The sequence below is a fragment of the Rhodothermaceae bacterium genome (assembly GCA_009838195.1).
Lineage (GTDB): Bacteria > Bacteroidota > Rhodothermia > Rhodothermales > Bin80 > Bin80.
Genome location: VXSC01000024.1, coordinates 1 through 6177, shown reverse-complemented (window position 1 = coordinate 6177; position 6177 = coordinate 1). Strand labels below are relative to the sequence as shown.

Here is a 6177-nt window from a genome sequence, read left to right as displayed (position 1 = left end):
AAGAATTCTGCCATCGTGCGCTTCTTCAATGACCACGTCACGTTGGACATAGGACATCATGGCGGAACTCGCCTTGCCGGCGGGCGCTGCTGCGAAAATCACACGAGGAGCACAGCGGGTATCGGCTTGGTTCGCCGCGGACGGCCGATTGGTGATCTCACTGGATTGTACATACAGATCCTCCTCGATCGTCGCTACGCCTCTAAACTGTACACCAGGAATATAAAATCCTGGTCCTGCGGTCGCCGTATTCTGGGTCTTGAAGAACCGCATATCTGGAGTCCCGTCGTCCACAAACAGATTCCCAGCGTCAGTGGCACTGATCGTGATCGTTACAGAGGATGTCGCCCCTGCACGTACCACGTCTTCATCCAGCATACCCAGAGCCACTATGATCGTCTCAGCGGGCTCAGCACCAGTATCAGCCGTTATGCCAATGGTAGCTGTCCCTGTGGTCCCACTCGAAATTTCGATTTGGTACGGGTCGGCAAGAGTGCTATAGTCTGTACCGGCAGTGGCCGTTCCACTCACGGCAAGCGGGACTGTTACCGTAGTTCCAGATACTGGATGTTCTTTGTTCAGGGTGGCTGTTATCGTCACCGTTACCGCAGCATCATCACTCACTGTGGCATTATCCACTGAGAGACTCACCACGGGTGTATCTGTGACAAAGACTTCATCCATCGTAGAGCGATAGGTACAAGTAAACGGGGTCTGGTTTTCTCCCTCTTCAACAACCCCCGCTACCAGCTTGACTCCCATTCGAACACTGGTGGCAACTGTTTCGCCGTTTGGTCCGTCGTCTGCAGTCCCAGTCCGCGTCCGCGCTGCACCGAACGGTAAAGTTCCCGTGTCTCCGGTGGTTAGAGTGGCTGGCAGTGTTCCATCCTCCAGAATCACACTCCCCGTGACGGTAGCATTCCTCTCAAATACAACCCGGGCGTCGTTCCACTGGGTCACATCACCATCAACCTCGACATTATTCCTGAAAATGACGTCTGTCGTGACATTTCCAGTCGAAACGGCGGTACCAGCAGCCTCAACGATACTTCCCGCGACCGTAATGTCACCAATATTTCCAAGGGTAACACAGATGTTCCCCGCCGCGATTGCGCGAAGTTCACTCTCGATCTCTCCACCACCCGTAATCCACACACAATCATCGTGATTCGCCACATTCTTGCTGTCGGGCATGTAGTCACTGCTCATATGGAAGAAGGCATCGGCAGGAACTGGAGGAGTCGCGCCGGGATCTCCCGGGCTACCCCGACCCGCCACATCGCTTGTGTGCGCAATCCAGACCGAACCCGGACCATCAATCGTACCGTTCACAGTCAGTATGCCCCTCGGATCGTTCTCACCCGACTTCCTCAAAGGCACGCGCAGATCAACCGGATTCCCGGCTGCACCCAAGGTCAACGTTGCTCCACTGTTGACCATCAATGAATCAACGCGAAGCATTGATTCTGTAGCACCGGCTGGCCTTTCTATTGTCAGATCATCCGCGACTACAAGCGATCCAAGCGTAGCACTGTGGGTGGTCAGTTTCCCCGAGATCGTCACCCGAGATGCCGGATTTTTCTCCATTGGAGCTGGATCAACGACGATCAAAGAAACTGTCGCGTCGGTTCTGGCTTCCGTAGTGGAAACATCACCAAATTGGACGGTGGCCAATGAGTCAAGCTCAAACTGACCGCCACCAGCAAGCTGAAAATTTCCTGTGAACTCCAGTGATCCCTTCACACGATCTGCGCTACCCCGCACATAGGCACCATAACGTTGCCGGTTGGCCAGAGCAGTACCAGGTGCCGGAAGCGTGACCGATCCGCCTGATCTCCGAACCCGGATCAGGATGATGTCCCCCGCAGTCGTGGCTGAGCTCACCGCCTGATCCAACAAACATGGAGTCGGATGACCACCATTGGTTTGGGTGCTAGCACAGGCAGTACCACTACCATTATCTGGATCTACATAATAGGTGGTTTGTGCAAACGCACCAGGGGCGATGAACAGCATGGCAAACAGTGCCACACAACCAACCCCGAGAAAATTTGTAATGTTTTTCATGTGTTTGGGCTTCTGCCCGTTGAGTTGTAAGTTGTAGTTTGTCTGAGTGGAATAGGGATCCCTAACCGTAAATAGGTAGACCTATATAGGCTACGCATCACCGCACTTCTCCCAAAAGATACACATTAAGGAACTAGTATGCGTAATCCCTGACCGAAATAATTATTCATCACAAAGTTGAATAATTTTGTCAGTCAATCGGAAAAGCTTCGGTAGATCGTAACGATAGTGTTGAAACATTACCGCCGAATCCCTCCGGCTTCCTTGAATGAAGTGATCCTCTCAGTCCGGCCCCTCTAACAGTGACGTAACCCGTTTGGTTCAATCGTAAAGATTTTTACGTTATACGACTGCTATATATGCCATTGAACCACAACTGGATATTCGCCTGATCATTCGAACTAGATAAACAACGCAGCTCCATCTCTACCGGATCGAAAAACCACAGTCCGTTCTGCCAAACAGTCCAAATCGGACGAAAATCAGCCTAATTTATTTAGACTATTATATGTACTCTCCCTCGGACCGTCATTGAAACAAGCTGACTCAAGTTGTATTCTGGAGACCCCTTGAAGAGAACCGAGTCTTATTTAGTCCTAATCTCGACCATAGCGGAGGCGTGCCATGGCGCCAGAGCCAGCTGCCTCATTTCGGCAATACACGGCAGGCATCGACGGAGACTTCCATCGACCGGCAATCTGCAACTGAGGAAGTGTGGCACCGCGGCGGGCAAGACTCTGAGCCGAGCCAATGCGGAATGAGTGCGAGGATGCGCCAGTTCCCGCATATTCGCCATCGGGAAACAGATCTGGCAGGTAACGCTTTGCGTGCGCAACCACTAAGCGGCGAACCGACTGGCGGGTCAAAGGTGTCGACTGGACTGAACCTCCACGCCGGATACCTGTGAATACATGATCCCCAACATTACGCTGCAACTTGCGCCAAACCCGTAGGCGTCTCATTGTGAGTGATCCTAGGTAAAGTACCGCACCCTGTCCCTCTTGATCGGACTTTGAAACGGGAACCGTCAGACGACCAGAACCATCACGCTCCCAGTAAAGATCTTGCCAGCGAATCGCGAGCAGTTCGGATACACGGAGAAGAGCATCGCTCATTGTACTGACCAATGCTGCATCCCGAGCTGCCGCTTCGGGAGAGCTCGGTGAAGGCTCTCGCTCAATCATCATCGCTAACAGATCCGCATCCCGAAACCGGATTGGGGTAACCTGGCCACGCCCGCGTCCCCGACCCTTTCGGCGGATACCACCCATGACACTTGTTGTCATCGGACCAACTGGGGACTCGACCTCGGCAAGGCGGCAAATACAACGTACGGCCGCTATAGCAAGACTTACCGAGGCTGGCGCAAGGCCTTTCTTGTGCAGGAAGGCTAGATACTCGGCCAGCAATTCATCACAGAGGGGACGAGCATCAAGCCAAGCGGACAATTTTTTCCATTCGCTACGATAGGCTTCTCGCGTTCGCGGAGCAAGTGAGGCCTCCATGAGCACATGGACATCGGGTGAGGCGGTTGATCGACCCTCACCTTCGATGGCACTGAGGCGGTCAGTGGGCGGGATGAGATCACTCATGATAAAACATGATAAATGGTGTGGCTACACGCGGTGGCACGTGCTATGGAATAAGCATGAGCCTCTTGCACATTTTCATTGTCTAATCCGAGGCAGGTCTCAAATTGAGCTCCGTGGCCTTTACAGATCAGTTTCCAGCCTACACAATTACCTGTGCTGCGGGCGCACATACCCACAGCAATCGTCTTGTAGATTTTGTCTAGCCAGTAGGTTACCATAAACAGAAAACGTTATTAGTGAAAATAGTAACGATTCAAGTATTTATTTCGCCGATAATACTTTTTATCTGTTACATATTGACAAATATCTGTTCTATTATTGTTATTTCATGAAAATTTGAGTCTTTGGGAAAGATTTTTGCAGGAGCCCGCGCGCCGAGTTACCTATTTACGGTTAGGTATCTCTCCTGCGATTCTACTCAAATCTATACTCATAACTCAACGGGCAGAGGCCCAAACACATGAAATACATTACTAATTTTCTCGGGGTTGGCTGCGTGGCACTGCTTGCCATGTTGTTCACAGCCTCTGGTGCGTTTGCACAAGTCACTTATACCTATGTGGATCTAGACAATGGTGAAGGTTCGACTTGTAGTTTTGAAGCACCGTGCTTATTGGATGCGGGAGTGACCGCTGCTGCGGGGGACACCCTCTTGATTCGGGTTCGGAGGTCAGGTGGATCCGTCACGACTGCGTCACCTGCTACCACCGCCGCCCCTCTGGAGGCATCAGTGCAGTTTGGTACTTATGCGCGAGGTGGCGAAGATCCCGTGAGGGGAACGGTGGAGTTCACAGGGGATTTCCATATTGGGGCTGCCGGTCAATTTGTTCTCCACTCAATGGCTACCGTTCAATTCGAGAATGTTGCGAATGCAAGGGTAGATGGGACGAATCCTTTATTCGTTCCCCCAGCATCTGACGCCGAAAAGAATCCGGCATCTCGGCTGAAGATTTCGGGGACTCTGACCATCACTACCACTGCCACGACTGATACGCCTGTGATTGGATCGCTTGTGGTCGCGGATGATCTTACGATAGAGGGAGCAGGCCCTAGTCCGGTGCTTCGCGTTGACTCATTGACGGTCAGCAGTGGAGCAACCCTGACGGTGGGCACAGCCGGGAATGCGGTTGATCTGCGCGTTCCCCTGAGGAAATCGGGTGAGAATGATCCAAGAGGCATCCTAGCTGTGAATGGCACGATTGACGGTACGGGTACGGTCTTTATCGCGCATACGAGTGACGTAGCGGGCCGAGGCGCTCCAGAAGATACAAGTACAGACCCTGTGACCCCTGCCGAGAGCTTCTTCCATATGAGTAGTGACTACATGCCCGACAGCGACAACAAGGCGAATCAGGAGGATTGTGTCTGGATTACAGGTAGCGGGGAGATCGAGAATGAGATCCGTGCGGTTGCGGCGGGAAATATCTGTGTTACTCTTGGAAATATTGGCGACATAACGGTCGCAGGGAGTATCGTTGAGCCCAGCGGCAGCTCCACTGAGACCCTGGATATCACAACGGACGTGATTTTCAGGAACAATGTCGAGGTCGATGGCGATGTGATCCAGTGGAACGACGCCCGGGTTGTATTTGAAGGCACTGCGACAGTCACGGGGAGTGTGATCCTGGAGGATGGAGTGCTACCGATCGCTACGTTTCCGGCCGCGTTCGGTACGGCACGGCTTGACGATACCAGTGTGATCACCAGCGTTCGAAGAGGGGTCAAGCTAGTAGCGGGGGTTGTTGAAGAGGGAGATGACCAGACCCCATTCACTTGCACCTATCGCTCCACAATGGACGAGGTTTTTGTCACGGATACGCCCGTGGTGAGTCTATCGGTGGTGGATAATGCTGCAGTAGATGAGCCGACGGATGGTACTACGAATACGGCGACGGTGAGAGCAACCCTGAACAAGGAGCATCCAGATGGAACCTCGATAACAATCCCACTGGCCTTTAGCGGAACAGCTGCTGGCCCTGGTACTGATACTGGTGACGACTACAGCGTGGACGCTGAGGAAATTACAATTTCGAGCGGGACCACTGGAACAATTACCATCACCGTAACTGATGATATTGACGAGGAGGCTGCTGAGACGATCATAGTGGCGCTGGGTGAGTTGCCGGCTACAGTGCGTTCGGGGGCGACAGCCTCCGTAACGGTCACGGTCAATGCCAGTGACAGTAGTGGTGAGAATGTGTTTGTGGACGATGGGACTTCGGATATGCGGTTCTTCAAGAGCCAGAATACGGCAACTGCGGGACCAGGATTTTATATTCCTGGTGTGCAGTTTCAGGGCGTGGCGATGATTGAGAAGGATTTGCATGTGCAGTCCAGTGTAATCACCAATGTGGATTCTGCGGCTAACCGAGCCGATACGCGCTGCGCTCCTCGTGTGATTTTCGCGGCAGCGCCCGCAGGCCGGGCGAGTTCCGCCATGATGTCCCATATCCAACGAGACTTGGTCATTGAAGAACAACTCACAGAGGGAGCAAGCGAAACAACGTACAGAATCCTT

Annotated in this window: 3 protein-coding genes; 1 reads left to right on the top strand and 2 read right to left on the bottom strand. The window is 52.8% G+C overall.

Translation table 11 applies throughout. The annotated features are described in order from the left end of the window. A partial coding sequence (locus F4Y64_05750) for a hypothetical protein (GenBank protein ID MXX97101.1) occupies positions 1–2067 on the bottom strand: 2067 nt, incomplete at its 3' end. Between the two features lie 596 nt (positions 2068–2663). Beyond that, the gene (locus F4Y64_05745) at positions 2664–3659 is read right to left on the bottom strand and encodes a tyrosine-type recombinase/integrase (protein ID MXX97100.1); all 996 of its coding nucleotides are present in this window, start codon (positions 3657–3659) and stop codon (positions 2664–2666) included. A gap of 460 nt (positions 3660–4119) precedes the next feature. On the opposite strand from F4Y64_05745, the gene F4Y64_05740 reads away from it, so the two are divergent. After that, positions 4120–6177, top strand: a 2058-nt coding sequence (locus tag F4Y64_05740; GenBank protein ID MXX97099.1) for a hypothetical protein, incomplete at its 3' end; no start/stop codon positions are given.